Here is a 17,076-nt window from a genome sequence, read left to right as displayed (position 1 = left end):
CTCGGATCGGGGAGATCAGTTTGCAGATGCCAGTTGTTTCGGAAGTTTGAAGGTCCAGACCAGACCGCCCTGGTTCAGGTAGTTCACCTTCTTGGCGACCTCACCACCCCAAAGCGGGACAGCGCCACCCCAGCCGGACACGATCGAGACATACTGCTCGCCGTCGGCTTCCCAGGTGACAGGCTGGCCAACGATTCCAGAGCCGGTCTGGAACGACCAAAGCTCTTCGCCGGTCTCGTCGTCAAAGGCGATGAACTTGCCTTCGGGCGTTCCGGTGAAGACCAGGCCACCAGCCGTGGTCATCACGCCACCCCAAAGCGGAGCATCGTTCTTGTACTCCCACTTGATCTCGCCTGTGTCAGGGTCGATCGCTTTCAAAGAGCCAATATGATCTTCGTAGTTCGGCTTGATGGTAAAGCCCGCACCCAGATAGGCCGCGCCTTTTTTGTAGGTGATCGGCTCGTTCCAGATATCCATGCCCCATTCGTTCGACGGCACATAGAAGTTGCCGGTGCGCTGCGAAAACGCCATCGGCATCCAGTTCTTGCCACCCAAGAAGGATGGCGAAGCAAAGATCACTTCCCCCTTGTTGCCATCGGCAGCGGCCGAGGGGTCACCCGGGCGGTTCTCTTCATTGAAGATCGGGCGGCCGTTTTCGTCGATGCCATTGGCCCATGAGATGTCCTTGACGAACGGGGTCGCCGAAACGAAGGCACCGTCTTCACGGTTCAGAACATAGAAATAGCCATTCCGGTCGGCGGTTGCCCATCGCTTGTTGCCGTCGCGATCGCTGTAGGCAACAACTTCGTTCACACCGTCATAGTCCCAGCCCTCGCGCGGGGTGGTCTGGAAGTGCCATTTGATCTCGCCGGTCTTGGGGTCGATGCCGATGCGGCTTGCCGCGTAAAGGTTGTCGCCCGAACCGTCGTTCTTCTGGCCCGCGTCACGCAGCCAGCTGTTCCAGGGGGCAGGGTTACCTGCGCCAAAGACCAGCGTGTCGGTGTCGATGTCATAAGAGCCACCCAGCCAGGTCGCGCCACCACCGGTTTTCCACAGGTCACCCGGCCATGTCGCGTTCAGCGTGCCGGTCATGGTGGACTCTTCGCCGTTCAGCGTACCCATGTGTCCTTCGATCACCGGACGGGTCCAGACGACCTCGCCGGTTTCGGCGTTGCGGGCCTGAACTTCACCAATGATGCCGAATTCACCACCCGAGTTGCCGGTGACAACCAGTCCGTCCACGATCAGCGGGGCAGCGGTATAGGAATAGCCCGCTTTGTAGTCCGCGATCTTGTCACGCCAGACAACGTCACCGGTTTTCAGGTCTAGGGCCACGATACGTGCGTCCAGAGTGCCGAAATAGATGTTGTCGCCATAAATCGCCGCACCGCGGTTGATCACATCACAGCAGGGCAGGATGCCTTCGGGCAGGCGCGCGTCGTACTGCCAAAGCTCTTCTCCGGTCATCACGTCGATCGCATAAAGGCGCGAGTAGGACCCGGTGATGTACATAACACCATCATAAATCAGCGGCTGGGTCTCTTGTCCGCGCTGCTTTTCGCCGCCAAGGCTGAAGGCCCATGCGGGGACAAGGTTTTTGACGTTGTCCTTGTTCAACGTGTCCAGCGGGCTATAGCGCTGCAGGTGGCGCCCCATCCCGTTGGTGACCACCTGTGTGGTGATCGTTTGGTCGTTTTTCAGGTCATCTTCAGTGACGCCAGCATAGGCTGTCCCTGTCGCAATCACGCCCGCGATAACCGTTGTTAGAAACCGGTTCATTGGGGTCCTCCCTCGTGTGTGTCTCACTCCCACCACATCCCGACTCGTGCCGGAAAATTGGCTAGTGGCATTATCGGGAAGCGATTTGGGCCTCGAAACTGCACAAAGGTCGTAAGGGAGGTCTTAGCGAAGTCGCGTATCGTCTCGAGGCGCGAACGGAAATCCGCCGAGGGAGGTCGAAGATGCGAAAATATGTAATTTTATCTTTTGTTATCAGCCACTTATTTTCAGGCCCTGTTTTTTCAGATGCTTTGAGCGGAACGAAAGTTGTTTCTCTGGTTGCCGGAGATGGTACTAAAGTCGCAATCGGATCGGTGGAATTTCAGCCCTCAGGTGATGTCACCAGTTATCGTCTGACTTTCGATCAGGCGCCATTTGCCCACCACTTCTTGTCGATGCGTCCGTTCAAATGTGTGGAGGGGCCTCAGAAATACTGGTGCCTCGTGCCCTACCCCTATGAAATCCGGCGAGAGGTCACGGAAGGCGATCTGACGGACCTAGAATACGACCTACTGTTTATCTGGAAAGGGGCCGCCGAATACGGGATCAATATGTGGAATGGGGTCTATTATGATCTGGTGATCGAGGGCGACCGGATCACTGGCAGTCTGAGAGAACTGGACATGGATACGCTGTCCGCCCCTCCTGCTCCCGGCAACTTTCGGCCCCTGTCCGCAGACATACTGCACGAGGCTGACCCGGACAGCCACTGGCTGCCCGGTGTCGTGATCGAATAGCAAAGGTTTACGCGAAGAAGACGTCGTCGATGTAGAACTCACCACCTGCGTTTGCTTCGACCGTGAACTGATCGACATTGGTCGCACCGATAATGTCGACAGAGCCGTCGGGGTTCAGGTCTGCCTCCGTGACAGTCGTCTGGCCCCAGATGATGCCGCTGGCATCCGCGAAAGAAATCGTCGCCGTCTCTCCCGCATCCAGTCCGACAAAGGTCATACCGCCCAGATCGAATTGTTGCCCAGCTGAGTGGGTTATGTTCATCTCGTGGCTTGTGCCGTTTCCTTCGGTCCAGACTCGGAACTCATCATCGCCGTCGTTGTCATAGTCGTAATTGGTGTTGCCTTCGTCCCGAAATTCGATCGCGTTACCTGCGTTGGTAACCTGTGCAATCCAATAATCGCCATTTGGCCCGTCTTGGTAGATGTTGTAGCCAAATAGTAGTGCGGCGGTGAAGTCGTCGTAGATGCCGACCATATTCTCGAACGTGATATCGCCCGGCGGGGTTGGATAAGTCACCGCAATGCTCAGGTTACCAAGGGCGGTGTTGCCATTGCCATCGCTGGCCTCGTAGAGAAGGAACAGCGACGGGTCACCAGTGCCCGGATCTGTATCATAGACTCCGTTCAGGTCCCACGTAATCGTGTCGTCTGGGTTCAGATACAGGAAGGTTCCATCGTTCAACTGTACCCCGCCGGGGTCCTGAAAATCGGTCAGCGTGGCGTCGTCTGGGATCAGGTCAAGCGCATCGCTGACCCCGTCACCGTCCAGATCGACGTCGGCATCCAGAATGCCCGAGACCGACAGACCCAGACCGGGATCCTGCCCTTCGATATAGTCATTGGCCAGCACATCCACCGTCGCGTCCTGATCAAACTGCACAAAGGCAAAGTCGCTGCCGGTGATGATCGTGTCGCCTGTCGGGGTTTGAAGGAAGATGATGGTTTCGACGTTCATCACCGAATTAACGTCGCCGGTGGTCAGGTCGGTAACTTCGTAGCCAACAAGAACCTCTGTCTTGTTGCGGCCTTTGCCGACAGTTTCGAACACTTCGTCGACCTGATAGTTGCTTTCGAGCCCCTCAAAGAAAATGTAATCAAACCCGTCGCCGCCGTTGTAGGTGTCGCTTCCGGCCCCGTCGTAAAACTGGTCGTCACCGGTGCCTCCAAAGACGCTGTCATCGCCGTCACTGTCGAAAACGGTGTCGCCGCCGCCGCCCGCGTCGATCGTGTCGTTTCCGGCGCCGCCGTCTATGATGTCATCGCCGCCGAAGCCGAAGATTTCTTCGCTGTCAGCACTTGTCGTGAAGGCACCCGCACCGGTTGGATCAATTAGATCGGCGTTTTCGGTACCATTGATAATGGGCGCGGCGTTATTGTTGCCGCCGCCTTTTCCGGGGGGTGGAGGCATGACAGGCTCCTTTTCGAAAAGGGTCGCGTTTATTACTCGTATTCAAATAAATTTCAGATGTGGAGATTAGCACATTGCTGGAAAAATTAGAAATTTAAGCAAAATTACGGCGAATTCCCCGTCCAATACCCGTTAATTCCCCCGAGATGCCCGAATTGTCTCTCTTATAGAGACAGATTTGCTCAAGCGTGGGGGTTGTGGGGATTTCGGAATCAATGAAAAGGGCTAAGGCGCCTTAGACCTCCAGCGCGAATTCGGCCTGTTCCCCTACCCCAAACACGCGCTTATAGCGTTCAACCTGTTCGGCTGGACCCATCGCCTTCAACGGGTTGTCGGACAGCTTCACCGTGGGCCTGCCATTGGCGGCCACCGCTTTGCAGACCAAAGAAAACGGTGCCAGCCGGTCACCTTCGACCAACCCACGGAAATCATTGGTCAGCAGCGTGCCCCAGCCAAAGGAAACGCGTACGCGGCCCCGGAACTGTTTGGACAGTTCGGTAATCTTTGCTTCATCCAGACCATCCGAGAAGATGACCAGCTTCTTTGTCGGGTCCTCGCCCCGGTCCTGCCACCAGCGGATCGCGGATTCGGCGCCCTCGGCGGGGTCGCCGCTGTCGATGCGGATACCGGTCCAGCTGGTCAGCCAGTCAGGAGCATTCCGCAGGAAGCCTTCGGTCCCATAGGTGTCGGGCAGGATGATCCGCAGGTTGCCGTCGTGTTCCTCTTGCCAGTCCGACAGCACGTCATAGGGGGCCTTTGCCAAGGCCGCGTCGTCTTCGGCCAGAGCAGCATAGACCATCGGCAGTTCATGGGCGTTGGTGCCGATCGCCTCAAGATCGCGGCTTTTGGCGATCAGGCAGTTCGAGGTGCCGACGAATTTCTCGCCCAACCCCTCGCCCATCGCCTGCACGCACCAGTCCTGCCACAGGAAGGAATGTCGACGCCGGGTGCCGAAATCAGCAATCCGCAGATCGGGGATCTGGCGTAAGTGCTCGACCTTTTCCCACAGCTTGGTCATCGCGCGGGCGTAAAGAACCTGCAGCTCGAATTTGTCCATGGTCCGAAGCACAGCACGAGAACGCAGCTCCATCAGCACCGACAGCGCCGGGATTTCCCAAAGCATCACCTCGGGCCAGCTGCCTTCGAAAGTCAGCTCGTATTGTCCGTCGCGTTGTTCAAGGTGATAGGGCGGTAGGCGCAGCTTCTCGAACCAGTCCATAAACTCGGGCGTGAACATCTGGCGCTTGCCGTAGAAGGTGTTGCCGCGCATCCAAGTGCTTTCGCCACGGGTCAGTGACAGGCTGCGGACATGATCCAGTTGCTCGCGCAATTCGCCTTCGTCGATCAGCTCGGCCAGGCGGATGGATTTGGTGCGGTTGATCAGGCTAAAGGTGACCTGCGTGTCGGGCTTGTGACGAAACACCGACTGGCACATCAGAAGCTTGTAGAAATCCGTGTCGATCAGGGACCGGACAATCGGATCAATCTTCCATTTGTGGTTATAGACGCGGGTGGCGATATCGACCACGGGCGGGCCTCCTGATGTGTTCCCTGTCTTGATAAGCCATTGGCGGCGAAGGTGAAAGGTTCAGTCGATGACGACCCCTGCGGTTTGCATTGCTTCGGTGGCGGCTGCCAGCGACCCGTCCAGATCAATCGCGCGACAGAGGTCTTCGATCACGGTGACCTCAAACCCCAGTTTTGCCGCGTCCACCGCCGAATAGTTCACGCAGAAGTCTGTTGCGAGGCCGACCATCGTCAGCTTCGTCAGGCCGCGGGTCCGCAGGTAGCCTTCCAGCCCGGTGGGGGTGGTCTGGTCGTTCTCGAAAAAGGCGGAATAGCTGTCGATGGCAGGCCGGAAACCCTTGCGGATTACCAGATCAGCGCGGTCTGTGGTCAGGTCCGAATGAAACGCCGCACCATCGGTGCCTTGCACACAGTGGTCGGGCCACAGGACTTGGGGGCCGTAAGGCATCTGGGTCAACTCAAACGGGTTCAGCCCATCATGTTGCGAGGCGAAGGACGAATGATCGCCGGGGTGCCAGTCCTGCGTCAGGATCACGGCGCTGAACTCTGACATCAGGGCATTGATGCCGGGGACGATCAGATCCCCGCCTTCGACGGCCAGCGCTCCGCCGGGGCAGAAATCGTTCTGGACGTCGATGACAATCACGGCTTCGTTGGTGTCGCGCATTTGGGGCCTCGTCTTTGTTGATCTGACCTTACCCGCAGCTTGACCTGCGTCAATGCCGACCCCTTGCGGATAAGGGCAATAAGAGCGTAAAGGACGCGCCCATGTACACTATTGCTGCTCTCTACCACTTCTCTCGATTCGATGACCCCGCCGCCATGAAGGCGCCGCTGGAGGCTGTCTGCGCAAATGCGGGCACAACCGGGTCCCTGCTGTTGGCCCGCGAAGGCATCAACGGCACCATCGCAGGCAGCCGCGCCGGGATCGACAAGGTCATTGCCTATGTCAAATCCTTGCCGGGTTGCGCAGACCTGATCTGGAAAGAAAGTGGCAGCGATCACCCGCCCTTCGCACGGATGAAGGTGAAGCTGAAGAAAGAGATCGTGACCATGGGCCAGCCGGATGTCGATCCGCTGGCAAAGGTGGGCCATTACGTCGAACCGCAGGACTGGAACGAGCTGATCTCAGCCCCCGATGTCGCGGTGATCGACACCCGCAACGACTATGAGGTCGCAATCGGCACGTTTGAGGGCGCTGTTGATCCCGAAACCACCACCTTCCGCGAGTTCCCGGAGTGGTGGGAGAAGAACAAGGACCGCTTTCACAACAAGCGTATCGCCATGTTCTGCACTGGCGGTATCCGGTGTGAGAAATCGACCAACTTCCTGATGGGTCAGGGTTTGGATGAGGTTTACCACCTGCAAGGCGGCATCCTGAAGTACCTGGAAGAGGTGCCTCAGGACCAAAGCCTGTGGAACGGCGACTGTTTCGTGTTCGACGAGCGTGTCTCGGTCGGTCACGGCCTTGTCGAAGGTCCGCACCAGCTGTGCCGCGCCTGCCGCCGCCCGATCCTGCCCGAAGACAAGCAGCGTGCCGAGTACGAAGAGGGTGTCTCGTGCCACCAGTGCATCGACGAGCACACGGAAGCCGACCGTGAACGGTTCCGCGAGCGTCAGAAACAGATTGCCTTGGCCAAAGCGCGGGGCGAGGTGCATATGGGGGCGCATCGCTAGGCGGGGCTTCGCCTGTTCGGTAATGTCGGGTAGCCAACTGCCGGGAAGCGCCCATATAGTCCAGATACGAAGGGCTTAGTGATTTTCCCGTGAAACGATTCCTTTTTCTTCTATGCTTCTTGGCGCTGTCCGGTCCGGCCTTTGCGACCGAATTGCGACTGTCGCTGTCGCCGGACAACGGTGACCTGAGGGACCGCCTGCGCTCGGCCTCGTTGGTGGCGACGCTTGTGGGCGATGACAGCGTTCCAAGTTCCGATTTGCTGGCGGCTGCCCGTGCCGACTATGGGCGGCTGATTTCTGTGCTTTATGCGCAGGCCCATTACGGCCCGCAAATCAGCATTCGCGCAGATGGAAGGGAGGTCTCTGGCATTCCGGCCTTCGCTGGTCCAACGAAAATCGACCGAATTTCGATTTCTGTGTCTGTGGGGCCGGCGTTCACCTTTGGGCGCGCAGCTGCCGGGCCGCTGGCCCCGCAGACAACCTTGCCAACCGGCTATGCCAGCGGTCAGCCCGCCCGGGTAGACACGATCCGGGACGCTGCAAGCTCTGCCGTGAAGGGCTGGCGGGACGCTGGGTATGCGAAAGCCGCCATCGCGGATCAGCGGATCGTGGCCGACCATCGCGGCGCGGTGTTGAACAGCGACCTGACGTTAGATCCGGGCCCGAAACTGCGGTTTGGGCGGGTCGCGGTCAGTGACGACAGCGCCGTTCGACCCGACCGTATCAAAGAGATTGCAGGTGTTCCCGAAGGTAGGGTGTTCGCCCCCGAAGAGATCGCCCGTTCTGCCCAACGACTGCGCAAAACCGGGGCCTTCCGGTCGGTCTCTATCTCCGAGGATGAGGGGATTGGCCCGAACCAGACACAGGAACTGACCATCGACGTGGTGGATGAAAAACCCCGCCGCATCGGTGTGGGGGCCGAAGTGTCTTCGCTAGAGGGGCTGACCCTGTCTGGCCTTTGGATGCACCGAAACCTGCTTGGAGGCGCAGAACGTCTGCGCCTTGAGGCCGAGGTCAGCGGGATCGGCGGCGGCGGAGAACAGGACTATGGCCTGTCGGCCCGGTTCGACCGGCCCGCGACTTTTGGACCGGACACCGGTTTGTATCTGGGGGCGTCGCTCGCTGATATTAGCGAGCCGGATTACGACGAGCGAAACCTTAGACTAGAGGCCGGCCTGACGCAGCAGGTCTCGGATGACTTCTACGCAGAGGTCGGGGTCTCTGTCCTGCGGTCAGAGTTTACCGATGATCTTGGGTCTCGGTCGCGCAGCTTCCTGATGTTCCCGGTTCGGGGAACGTTGGACCAGCGCGATAATCCGATGGACGCGCGCACTGGCAAGTATCTGGACCTGCAGTTGATGCCGATGATCGGTCTGAACGACAGTAGTGCCGGTCTTCGTCTACAGGCCGATACGCGTTGGTATCACGGCTTCGGGGAAGAGGATCGTCACGTTGCGGCGGTGCGGTTGCAGGCCGGGTCGGTGATCGGGCTGGCTCAGAACGATATCCCACCCTCGCTTTTGTTCTTCTCCGGTGGTGGCGGCACTGTGCGCGGACAATCCTATCAATCGCTGGGCGTTGACCTTGGCGGTGGGGATACGGTCGGGGGCCGGTCTTTCCTAGGCGCCTCGGCAGAGCTGCGTCTGGCAGCAACGAAAAAGTTTGGCGTTGTGGGCTTCGCGGATTTCGGCCTGATCGGGGATGAGGCCTTTGGCGGCGACATTGCCACCCACGCTGGTGCTGGGTTGGGCCTGCGATACAACACCGGGGTCGGACCGATCCGCTTTGATTTGGCGGCGCCTGTTGGGGGCGATACTGGTGACGGCGTTCAGATCTATATCGGCATAGGGCAGGCCTTCTGATGCGGGTATTCATGATCATAGCTCTGGCGCTGGGCTTTGCCCAACCGGCCACGGCACAGGACGACGACCGGACCTTTCTGCAAGGGCTGATCGAAGACAACCTGTCGGGGGCGGGCCGCGAGGTTCGGATCGAAGGGTTCGAGGGCGCGCTGTCCTCCAAAGCCACTTTGAAAAAGCTGACCATTGCCGACGATCAGGGCATCTGGCTGACCCTGCAGGATGCGACGCTGGACTGGTCGCGATCAAAGCTGTTGTCGGGTCGGTTAGAGGTCAAGACGCTAAGCGCCAAGTCGATCGACCTGCCGCGCCTGCCCAAGGGCGGTGACGCCGCCGCCGATGACAGCTCTGACGGGTTCGCCCTGCCCGAGTTGCCGGTCGCTGTGCAGATCGACAAGATCGAAGCGACGCGGGTTTCGCTTGGTGCGCCGGTTCTGGGCCAGGCGGTCGTTCTGTCACTGGACGGGACGATGCAGCTGGAAGGTGGCGAAGGCTCTAGTTCGCTGGCGATCACGCGACTGGACCGTGTCGGCCAGATTGCGCTGGAGGCAGCTTACGGCAATGAAACGCGAAACCTTGCCCTGAAGCTGGAGGTTGAAGAGGAAGAAGGTGGCCTGCTTGCCACGCTCGCCCGCTTGCCGGGCGCACCCGCAATTAATTTCCGCGCCGAGGGTGAGGGCCCGATTGACGCCTACCGCGCCGAAATCTCGCTATCGTCTGACGGAGAACAGCGCCTTGGCGGCTTTGTCGGAACATCGCTTCTGCAAGACACCGGTGCGCGTCAGGTCAGTGCAAATCTTGCCGGGGATATGACCCCGCTTTTCGCCCCTGAACTGCGCCCGTTCTTCGGTGAAGATATCGGGTTCGACGCAAATGTGATCTTGAACGCAGACGGCTCTGTCGATGTAGAGGCGTTTGATCTGCGGGCGGCCCAGATGGACTTGGCCGGTCAGGCGCAACTGGGCGCAGATGGCATGCCCAAGCGTTTCCAAGTCAACGGCCAGATCGCGGGGGATGGCCCTGTCCGCCTGCCCGTGGCCGGGCCGCCGCTGTTGATCGATATGGCGACATTGAAGGCCGGATTTGATCAGGACGCAGGGGATGTATGGTCTGTTGCGATGGACATCAGCGGCCTGTCGCACGAAAGCTTTAGCGCCGAAAAGTTGCGTTTGGTCGGGGACGGAACACTGACCCAGTCCCCAAGTGCCGCAACCGCGCGCGTCACCTTTGATGCGGATGGGCTGACCCATGTGAACGAAGGGTTGGCGCAGGCATTGGGCTCTGCCGTGTCAGGGCTTGCCTTGGTCGAATGGCAAAGCGGCGCGGCCCCCAAGCTGACGCGATTGGACCTCACCTCGGGCGACACGTCTGTCGCCCTTACCGGTGCGGTAGCCTTAAGCGTCCAGCCAAGCGGAGAGGTCTCTGGCCAATTGACCGCGCCCGACCTGACACGCTTTGCCGCTTTGGCAGGTCAGCCGATCGCCGGGGCGTTGCAGGCCACCCTGACCCGCGCGACCTTGTCGGAAGCGGGGGATATTTCGGTGACCATGACGGCGTCGGGTCAGGATCTACGTTCTGGCGTCAGCGCCGTTGATACCCTGTTGCGTGGCAAGTCAGAGCTGGTTTTTGACGGCGGTTTCGTTGGGGACACGCCCCTTCTGCGGTTGCTTGACCTGAAGACCCCGCAACTGACGCTGCTGGCGGAAGAGGCCGCGGGCAATTCGCTTTCGGTTCAGGCGCGGCTTGCCAATCTTGGACTGCTTGCGCCCGGACTGCCCGGCGCATTCAGCGTTCAGGGAACAGTGACCCCTGAAAACGATACCGCTCGGATTGATCTGCAGGCTCAAGGACCCGGAGGCATGTCTGTCGCGACGCAAGGGCAGTTGGCCATGGACGCAAGCTCTGTCGATATTGGTCTGACCGGAACGGCCCCGATGGCGATTGCCAACAGCTTTATCTCTCCGCGTACTGCTGAAGGCACGGTCGCTTTTGATCTGGCGATGCAGGGGGCCCCGGGGTTGGAAGCGTTGCGCGGCACCATCCGCACCGTCGGTGCACGGATCGCCGACCCGCTGAGCTATTTGGTTTTGCAGAATGTCTCGGCGCAGGCCGACCTGTCGGGGGCTGCGATGACCCTGCGGGCCTCTGGCGACGCACAATCGGGCGGGCGGTTAGAGCTTCAGGGCAATCTTGGCCTTAACGCGCCGATGAATGGTGACCTGAAAATCGCGCTGAGCCAGCTGGAAATCAGTGACGGTGTCCTGTTCGATACCAGCGTTAACGGGGATGTCTCGATTACCGGCCCGCTTCAGGGTGGCGCGGTCATCGACGGAACCCTCGATCTTGGCCCGACCGAGGTGCGGATTTCGTCTTCGACCTCTGGCACCGCTGGCCCGATGCCTGAAATTGTGCACCTCAACGAGCCGTCCGATGTCCGCCTCACGCGGCAAAAGGCGGGTTTGCTTAAGACGGGCAGCTCTTCAGGGGGCGTCTTCGGTCTGAACCTTCTGATCCGTGCGCCCAACCAGATTTTCCTGCGCGGTAACGGCTTGGAGGCAGAACTTGGCGGGCGGTTACGAGTGACCGGTACAACCGCGGATGTGGTGCCGATTGGTCGGTTCGACCTGTTGCGCGGACGGTTGGATTTGCTGGGCCAGCGCCTGAACCTCGTCGAAGGGTTCGCGACGCTTCAGGGGTCACTAGACCCGTTCATTCGATTGGTTGCTGAGACCCGGGCAAATGACATCACGGCGCGAGCGACCATCGAAGGTCTGGCCTCTGACCCGGCGCTTCGGTTCAGTTCCGAACCTGAACTTCCAGAGGACGAAGTCTTGGCCCAACTTCTATTCGGACGAGGCATGGAGTCGCTTTCCCCGTTGCAGGTGGCGCAACTGGCTGCGGCGGTGACAGGTCTGGCCGGCGGTGGCGGATCGTCGGTTCTGGGCCGCGTGCGCGAAGGTTTTGGTTTGGATGATCTGGATGTACGCACGGATGAAGCCGGCACCGCCAGTGTCACTGCGGGCAAATACCTATCGGACAACATTTATACCGATGTCACCGTTGGCAGTACGGGCGAAAGTGAGGTCAACCTTAACCTCGACCTGACCCCCAATGTGACGGTCAAAGGCGGTGTGACCAGCAGCGGCGATTCAAACGTTGGAATCTATTACCAGCGCGATTACTGACCCCGTTCAGAGATTGCTTACCGATTGCAGGCAGGCTGGCCACAGTTTGCTGCAAATCGGAGGGATTCGTGACGCGAATTCTGATTACTGGCGCATCTGGCCGTGTTGCACGATTGATCGCCCCATTCTTGACCCGGGATCCTGACCTTCAAATACGCTGGCAAAGCCGACGGTCGCAAGCGTTGCACCGCGACTGGGTCTGTTGCGATCCTTTGCGCGACTGGGGCCGCTTTCTGGCGGCGTGTCGGGGCTGTGATGCGATTTGGCATCTGGCGGGGGTTACCCCGGCGGCGAAAGCACCAGAGTATTCCGTGAACACGCGCCTCTCGCGTGCGGTCTTGCGAGCGGCGCAACAGGCGAGTGTGCCTGTGATGCTGGCGATGTCCTCGGTGGCTGTTTATGGCCGGTCGGATCAGGCTTTTGCAGAAGACAGCCCGACCAACCCAGAAGGCGCCTATGGGCAGTCGAAGCTGGAAATGGAACAGGCGTTGCGACAAGCGGACGGGCGCCCAACTCAATTGCGATTGCTGCGCGTTGGGAATGTTCTGGGGGCCGACGCGTTGATGCAGGGGCAGCCCCGACCCACTTGGCTGGATCAGTTCCCTGATGGGCGCACACCGGTGCGCAGCTATATTGCGCCGGTATCCCTTGCACGGGTGATGAAGAAGCTTTCTGAGCCAGCTTTGGATCATGACATCTGGAATGTTGCTGCTTCGGATGCGTTGGAAATGGCTGACCTTCTGCGCGCCGCGGGGTTGCGATGGTCGCAGGCACCAGCGCCGGCAAATGCCCTGCCCAACGCAATTCTGGATACAACCCGGCTGCAAAAGTTCATGGGCAGGGTGGATCAACCCACATCCGCGGCGGATATGGTGACAGAGTGGCAGGCGCAATCTCTTCAATCGGTTGTGGCTTGAGTATGGGCAAGCGCACACAGGACCTGTCGCTGCTGATCTTGGTCGCGCCGGTTGGCGTGGTCCTGACGGCTCTGGTCGCCTTGGTTTGCCTGATTGCGCAGGGACGTCCCATTTTCTTTGCCCAGACGCGGGCCGGACGGAATGGTCGGGCGTTCCGGATGTGGAAATTCCGCTCGATGCGGTTTGATGGGGATGACGCCGGGGTGTGCGGCGGTGACAAGGCGGGTCGGATCACGCGCTTGGGGCGCTGGATGCGGGCCTTGCATCTGGATGAACTGCCCCAGATTTGGAACATCCTGCGTGGTGACATGAGCTTTGTGGGACCGCGCCCACCGCTTGAGGTCTATGTGGCTGACTATCCTGAAATCTATGGAAAGGTACTACAGGATCGGCCCGGGCTGACGGGCCTTGCCAGTTGTGTTTTTGCAGGGAATGAGGCGCGGATACTGGCCCGGTGTCCTGACCCGACAGAGACAGATCAGGTCTATCGGCGGCGCTGCATCCCCCGAAAGGCCCGGCTGGATCTGATCTATCAGAAACGCCGGACCGTTTGGCTGGATCTCTGGATCTTGCTCCGCACTCTTACGGGGCGGCGCTTTCCAAGGCTGCAACACGCGCGCGCAGTGCTTGAAGTTCCAAAACAAGCAGCGGCACAAGGCGCGAGGGATCGATTGACCACGGTTGATCCGGTAGCCCGCCCGGTTGGACGGCCTCGGGCAGGACCTGCGCAACCTCTTGGGCAATCAGACCAAAGCGAATTTCTCCACCAGTGATCCAGTCGAAGGACACCACGCGAAGACTGTCGATCAGGTCGGGCGCGGGTGTCGCATTCTGAATGTTGGTCTTCAGGCGGGCGTCTGATGGGGCCAGATAGGCGTCTGCCAGCACGTTGCCAGCGACCTGCAATGCTTCAGCCCCGGCAGATTGGCCGATCCCCACCTTGCCGGACCCATCGACCACGATCCCTTGCGCCCAGGTAGAACCGTCTGCGCTGGCCTTGATCTGAAACGTGTCATCCCCGGCCAAACCCATCTCGGCGCGCCCCGAAAACCCTGTTTGGAACAAAAGGCTGGCCGTATCAGAGGCCGCATTCTTGTTGACCTTTACCTGATGGCCCGCCCCGTCATGGCTGAAAAGCGAGGCATCAGCCGCAACGGCGATCTTGTTGACCGTATCGGAACTGGTATTGATGCCGATCCCACCGAGGTTTTGAAAGTCACCGGTTTGCAGAACCCAGGCGCTGCCTTCGAATACCGATAGGTTGCCTTCATCCTCGACCCAGGCGCGCCAGCCTTTGTTGGGGGTATGGAAGGCCCACGCAACCCCGTCCCACATGGCGACCTTGGCGTCTTGGCCAGCCCAAGCCCCGCTGCCACCGGCGGCAACGACATAGCGGTCCCCGGCTATGGGCGTAATCGGCGCGGCAGCCACGGACTGGCTTTTGACGCTTAGGTGGACCAATACATCCAAGGCACGGATGGCTTCGTTATGGGTCACGTGTTTTTGGGCCTGACTTGGTTGGATGTAAGGCAGGTTCAGGATTAAGGAATCGTCGGACATGGTTGCACCCCGTCAGTAGCTAATGGCACGCCGATGCTGTTTCTGTGGGGTTAACGGAAGTCTTCTCTATCGTGCGGTCGGCCCTAACCTTGGCGACGCCGACCGCTTACTGGTTTTGAAAAGACCCATTGGTCGATCAGCCTTTGAATGGCGGCAGGGTCGTTTTCCGACACCGCGGCAGACAAGCTGCGCAACAGCAGCCGGATGTCACCGGGAAGAAGTGGTTCCGGCTTTGCGCGCAGAATGCGCGGATGCAAGGTCTGTCCCATGCAAGAGGAAACGGGCGCCGGTTCGTGCAGCCGTTCCCCCGGCCGCAATCCGGTAAATGTGATCGGCAGGTCGGGGCGACCGGCTTGCGCCATGACATCCTTCGCTAGTGACAGGATCGACCGTGCTGGCCCCATATCAAGTGCGAACAGATCCCGACCGGCGGAAAGCACTGCGGATTGCAGAACCAGTCTGGTCGCCTCGTCCAAGGACATGAAATACCGGGTCGCTTTGGGATCGGTCAGGGTGATCGGCCCGCCTTGCGCGACTTGCTTTTGCCAAATTGGAATTGCAGACCCCGAGGAGCCATAAACATTTCCAAATCGAACTGCCGAGAACATTGTCTTAGGCGACCGATTACAAAGATCCCAGATTGCTTGTTCGGCCAACAGTTTGCTGGCCCCCAACATGCCTTTCGGGGCAATCGCCTTGTCCGTTGAGACCAACAGGAATTTTTCCACCTGCGCATCCACTGCGGCCTCTGCCAGAGAAAGCGTTCCGAACAGGTTGTTTTCTATCCCCGATATCGGGTGCATTTCGACGACTGGAACATGTTTGTAAGCAGCAGCATGCAGGACAACGCTGACCCCGTTTGAGGTCATCAGGTGTCGCATCCGATCCTTTCGCAACACACACTCCAGTGCGGGGTGAAGGGAGATTTCGGCTTTCTGCGCGTCAGGTTGGATTTCTTGCAAAAGGTTGGACAGGTTAAGTTCAGACCGTTCGACAAGGATCAACCGGGCCGGGGAATGTGTCAGAAGCTGGCGGCAAAGCTCGGTTCCGACCGTTCCGCCGGCCCCGCTGATCAGGACAGATCGGTCTTTGAAAAAGGACAGACCCTCTGGGCTAGTCCCCTGATTCTGTGGGTCATCTTTTTCCTCGGGCCTAGTGGTCCGGCGGAATTTTTGCATCGTTTCCTGACCCTTGCGTGTCATTCGGGTGCTCCGTCCAATGTCGGGGCATTGGCCCCGGAACCCCATCCCCGGGAAGTAGCTTACGGATCGGGCCGTTACCAAATCTTTACTGCCCGAGAATTTGAGCTGCGATACGGTGGAAATTTACCGCGCAGTGATTGACAATAAGGCCATCCGCACGAATGACGGGTCCAACGCGACAGAGAGAGCCCCTGACCATGCAAGATCAAACGCCAGCCAAATCCCGGACCGCCTTGGTCACCGGCTCTGCGGGCTTTATCGGGTTTCACACGGCGCTGGCTTTGTTGCAGCAGGGATGGACCGTGATCGGTCTGGACGGGATGACCGACTATTACGATGTTCGCCTCAAAGAACGTCGCAAAGCTTTGCTGGAAGAGCATTCTGGCTTTACGGCTGTTGATGGCATGTTGGAAACCTCTGGTCTGGTACGAGGGTTGTTCGAGGCCCATAAACCCGATGCAGTGATCCATCTGGCCGCACAGGCTGGGGTGCGTTATTCGATCGATGCACCGCGCAGTTATGTCGAGTCCAATCTTGTCGGGACCTTCGAAGTGTTAGAGGCCGCCCGAGCCTTTCCACCTCAGCATCTACTGATGGCGTCGACCTCTTCGGTGTATGGGGCAAATACCGAAATGCCCTATCAGGAAACTGCCAAGGCTGACACGCAGATGTCCTTCTACGCGGCGACCAAGAAGGCGAACGAGGCGATGGCGCATTCCTATGCCCATCTCTATGGGCTGCCCACCACGATGTTCCGCTTCTTCACGGTCTATGGCCCTTGGGGTCGCCCGGATATGGCGCTGTTCAAGTTTACCAAGGCGATGCTCTCGGGTGAGGCGATTGACGTCTACAACCACGGCAAGATGCAACGCGATTTCACCTATATCGATGATTTGGTGCGCGGGATCGTGCGTTTGATTGACGCCGTCCCCGGAGATCAACCCGTCGGTGACAGTGACAGCCTAAGCCCTGTTGCCCCGTTCCGGGTGGTCAATATTGGCAACGCACAGCCAGTTGAACTGATGGAGTTTATCCGGGCCATCGAAGCGGCCTTGGGCCAAGACGCCAAGATGAACATGATGCCGATCCAACCCGGGGACGTGCCCGCCACATGGGCCGACACGGATTTGATCCGTTCCTTGATCGGAGAGATCGGAACTACGGATATCAAAGACGGTGTAGCGAAATTCGTGGCGTGGTACCGCGAGTTCTATCAGGTCTAGCG

The 17,076-nt window shown here is 59.3% G+C and carries 12 protein-coding genes and 1 pseudogene; 7 read left to right on the top strand and 6 right to left on the bottom strand.

The genetic code is table 11. The features are described 5' to 3' along the window. Positions 1 to 15 precede the first annotated feature (15 nt). Positions 16 to 1,779 carry a PQQ-dependent methanol/ethanol family dehydrogenase gene (locus CLM58_RS01840; protein ID WP_095594204.1) on the bottom strand — a complete coding sequence of 588 codons (1,764 nt, stop codon included), beginning with the start codon at positions 1,777 to 1,779 and terminating at the stop codon, positions 16 to 18. A gap of 314 nt (positions 1,780 to 2,093) precedes the next feature. On the opposite strand from CLM58_RS01840, the gene CLM58_RS01835 reads away from it, so the two are divergent. After that, positions 2,094 to 2,516: a hypothetical protein gene (locus tag CLM58_RS01835; RefSeq protein ID WP_143226496.1), complete on the top strand. Its 423-nt coding sequence runs from the start codon at positions 2,094 to 2,096 to the stop codon at positions 2,514 to 2,516. 7 nt (positions 2,517 to 2,523) lie between these two features. On the opposite strand, the gene CLM58_RS01830 is transcribed toward CLM58_RS01835, so the two are convergent. The 3 genes from CLM58_RS01830 to pncA all read right to left on the bottom strand — a co-directional run bounded on the left by CLM58_RS01830 (position 2,524) and on the right by pncA (position 6,118). Continuing rightward, positions 2,524 to 3,924 (bottom strand): calcium-binding protein, encoded by a 1,401-nt coding sequence (locus CLM58_RS01830; RefSeq protein WP_095594202.1) that lies wholly within the window; start codon positions 3,922 to 3,924, stop codon positions 2,524 to 2,526. Between the two features lie 235 nt (positions 3,925 to 4,159). Next, the gene (gene pncB, locus CLM58_RS01825; protein ID WP_095594201.1) at positions 4,160 to 5,452 is read right to left on the bottom strand and encodes a nicotinate phosphoribosyltransferase; all 1,293 of its coding nucleotides are present in this window, start codon (positions 5,450 to 5,452) and stop codon (positions 4,160 to 4,162) included. Between the two features lie 60 nt (positions 5,453 to 5,512). Beyond that, positions 5,513 to 6,118 carry a bifunctional nicotinamidase/pyrazinamidase gene (gene pncA / locus CLM58_RS01820; protein ID WP_095594200.1) on the bottom strand — a complete coding sequence of 202 codons (606 nt, stop codon included), beginning with the start codon at positions 6,116 to 6,118 and terminating at the stop codon, positions 5,513 to 5,515. 101 nt (positions 6,119 to 6,219) lie between these two features. Here pncA and trhO point away from each other — a divergent pair, with 101 nt between their 5' ends. From trhO to CLM58_RS17315, 5 genes and pseudogenes are all read left to right on the top strand, one after another. Then, positions 6,220 to 7,128: an oxygen-dependent tRNA uridine(34) hydroxylase TrhO gene (gene trhO / locus CLM58_RS01815; RefSeq protein WP_095594199.1), complete on the top strand. Its 909-nt coding sequence runs from the start codon at positions 6,220 to 6,222 to the stop codon at positions 7,126 to 7,128. An 89-nt stretch (positions 7,129 to 7,217) separates the two neighbouring features. After that, a complete protein-coding gene (locus CLM58_RS01810; protein WP_095594198.1) occupies positions 7,218 to 8,990 on the top strand; it encodes an autotransporter assembly complex protein TamA in 1,773 nt (590 codons plus the stop codon). Next, the gene (locus CLM58_RS01805; RefSeq protein ID WP_095594197.1) at positions 8,990 to 12,172 is read left to right on the top strand and encodes a translocation/assembly module TamB domain-containing protein; all 3,183 of its coding nucleotides are present in this window, start codon (positions 8,990 to 8,992) and stop codon (positions 12,170 to 12,172) included. Before CLM58_RS01810 ends, CLM58_RS01805 begins: the two co-directional genes overlap by 1 nt. A gap of 68 nt (positions 12,173 to 12,240) precedes the next feature. Next, complete coding sequence (locus tag CLM58_RS01800; protein WP_158221832.1) at positions 12,241 to 13,089, top strand: NAD-dependent epimerase/dehydratase family protein; 849 nt, start codon at positions 12,241 to 12,243, stop codon at positions 13,087 to 13,089. 2 nt (positions 13,090 to 13,091) lie between these two features. Next, positions 13,092 to 13,613 (top strand): annotated as a pseudogene (locus CLM58_RS17315) (sugar transferase); the annotation flags it as partial. A 58-nt stretch (positions 13,614 to 13,671) separates the two neighbouring features. On the opposite strand, the gene CLM58_RS01790 reads toward CLM58_RS17315, so the two are convergent. Together CLM58_RS01790 and CLM58_RS01785 are read right to left on the bottom strand one after the other, a co-directional pair. Next, on the bottom strand, positions 13,672 to 14,649 hold the full coding sequence (locus CLM58_RS01790; RefSeq protein ID WP_095594194.1) for a DUF2793 domain-containing protein: 978 nt from the start codon (positions 14,647 to 14,649) through the stop codon (positions 13,672 to 13,674). Between the two features lie 83 nt (positions 14,650 to 14,732). Continuing rightward, positions 14,733 to 15,851 carry a polysaccharide biosynthesis protein gene (locus CLM58_RS01785; protein ID WP_158221831.1) on the bottom strand — a complete coding sequence of 373 codons (1,119 nt, stop codon included), beginning with the start codon at positions 15,849 to 15,851 and terminating at the stop codon, positions 14,733 to 14,735. A gap of 197 nt (positions 15,852 to 16,048) precedes the next feature. Here CLM58_RS01785 and CLM58_RS01780 point away from each other — a divergent pair, with 197 nt between their 5' ends. Further along, positions 16,049 to 17,074 carry an NAD-dependent epimerase/dehydratase family protein gene (locus CLM58_RS01780; RefSeq protein WP_229666174.1) on the top strand — a complete coding sequence of 342 codons (1,026 nt, stop codon included), beginning with the start codon at positions 16,049 to 16,051 and terminating at the stop codon, positions 17,072 to 17,074. The last annotated feature ends 2 nt before the right edge of the window (positions 17,075 to 17,076 follow it).

This window comes from Actibacterium pelagium (assembly GCF_002285415.1).
GTDB lineage: Bacteria > Pseudomonadota > Alphaproteobacteria > Rhodobacterales > Rhodobacteraceae > Actibacterium_B > Actibacterium_B pelagium.
The sequence above is the reverse complement of the archived record's forward strand: the minus strand, read 5'-3'. Positions and strand labels throughout refer to the sequence as shown.